Source organism: Carboxydocella sporoproducens DSM 16521, assembly GCF_900167165.1.
In the GTDB taxonomy this organism is placed as follows: Bacteria; Bacillota.
This window is the reverse complement of sequence record NZ_FUXM01000079.1, coordinates 1-1333: the sequence shown is the minus strand read 5'-3', so window position 1 is coordinate 1333 and position 1333 is coordinate 1. Positions and strand designations below refer to the sequence as shown.

Sequence of the window (1333 nt, the reverse complement as noted above, 5' to 3'; positions counted from 1 at the left end):
GGGGGCAAATCAAGTATTCGGAAAGGAGGCGAAAGCCTGGTCTGGGGGCCGACTTGGCTGGAGATAAAAACAGTCAAGTTTTTTGAACCAGGTTTTCCATGCCTAACTATCTTGTCATCAATGGCACTGTTACAGAAGAGGAAAAAGCCGTTATCTCGGTTCTTGACCACGGTTTTCTTTATGGTGACGGCCTGTTTACTACTATTAGGGTGGAAGCAGGTCGCCCCCTCTGGTTTGATGACCACTGGCAGCGTCTCTGCCAGCAGGCAACGGTTATGCATATGCCCATTCCCTGGGAGAAAAAAGAGGTGCTGAACTGGCTGCTGGCAGGGTTGAAAGCGAATGGCCTTGTTGATGCATATGTGCGGGTTACGGTCAGCCGGGGACAGGGGCCCCTGGGGTTGGACTTTTCCCAGTGTAAACTACCTAATTGCATTGTTTACAGTAAGCCTTTACCTGCTCATATTGAAGAGAGACAAAAAATGGGGATTAAGGCTGGTATTCTTTCGGGTCGGCACTGGGGTAAACTATGGCCTGGTGCAGGACTTAAGTCATTAAACTTTCTTAATCAAGTTCTTGCCTTTCCTGAGATGAACAGCAAAGGCTGGCAGGAAGGGGTTTATCTAACCAGTACCGACCATGTGGCCGAGGGCACAGTAAGTAATATCTTCTGGTTTAAAGACGGGATATTGTTCACTCCCTCTCTGGAAACCGGTATTTTGAATGGAATAATGCGACAAAAAGTAATAGAGATGGCCAGAATGCAAGGGATAACAATCCAGGCGGGATTATATTATCAAGAAGCGCTTTTACAGGCTGATGAGATCTTTATTACCAATTCGATCAGCGAAATAGTGCCTATCGTTGAGTTAAACGGCCAGAGTATTGGAAAGGGCGTACGTGGAGATCTGGTCCAAAGGCTGCTTTTGGAACTGAAAAATTTCAAGAAAAACTGTTGACAACTTTTCTAGCATCGTGTAGAATATGAAACTGTCAGACGACATGATGAGCCATTAGCTCAGTAGGTAGAGCACCTGACTTTTAATCAGGGTGTCGCTGGTTCGAGTCCAGCATGGCTCACCATCATGTGGCCCCTTGGTCAAGTGGTCTAAGACACCGCCCTTTCACGGCGGTAACACGGGTTCGAATCCCGTAGGGGTCACCATTTCTATATGGGCGATTAGCTCAGCTGGGAGAGCACCTGCCTTACAAGCAGGGGGTCGGCAGTTCGAACCTGTCATCGCCCACCATCGCGGAGCCGTGGTCTAGTCTGGTCTAGGATGCCTGCCTGTCACGCAGGAGGTCGCGGGTTCGAATCCCGTCGGCTCCGCCA

At 49.1% G+C, this 1333-nt stretch carries 1 protein-coding gene and 4 tRNA genes; all 5 read left to right on the top strand.

Going from position 1 to position 1333, the window contains the following annotated elements; all coding sequences use genetic code 11:
• Positions 1–98 precede the first annotated feature (98 nt).
• The 5 genes from pabC to B5D20_RS13545 all read left to right on the top strand — a co-directional run bounded on the left by pabC (position 99) and on the right by B5D20_RS13545 (position 1333).
• Positions 99–959 (top strand): aminodeoxychorismate lyase, encoded by an 861-nt coding sequence (gene pabC, locus B5D20_RS13565; protein ID WP_078666715.1) that lies wholly within the window; start codon positions 99–101, stop codon positions 957–959.
• Between the two features lie 48 nt (positions 960–1007).
• Positions 1008–1083 (top strand) — tRNA-Lys (locus B5D20_RS13560).
• A gap of 6 nt (positions 1084–1089) precedes the next feature.
• A tRNA-Glu gene (locus B5D20_RS13555) sits at positions 1090–1165 on the top strand.
• 9 nt (positions 1166–1174) lie between these two features.
• Positions 1175–1250: transfer RNA gene (locus B5D20_RS13550), tRNA-Val, on the top strand.
• Positions 1251–1254: 4 nt separating this feature from the next.
• Positions 1255–1333, top strand: a tRNA-Asp gene (locus tag B5D20_RS13545).

Bases quoted from the DNA above. Each gene is read 5' to 3' on its own strand.
- pabC (WP_078666715.1), top strand. From the start codon at position 99: ATGCCTAACTATCTTGTCATCAATGGCACTGTTACAGAAGAGGAAAAA.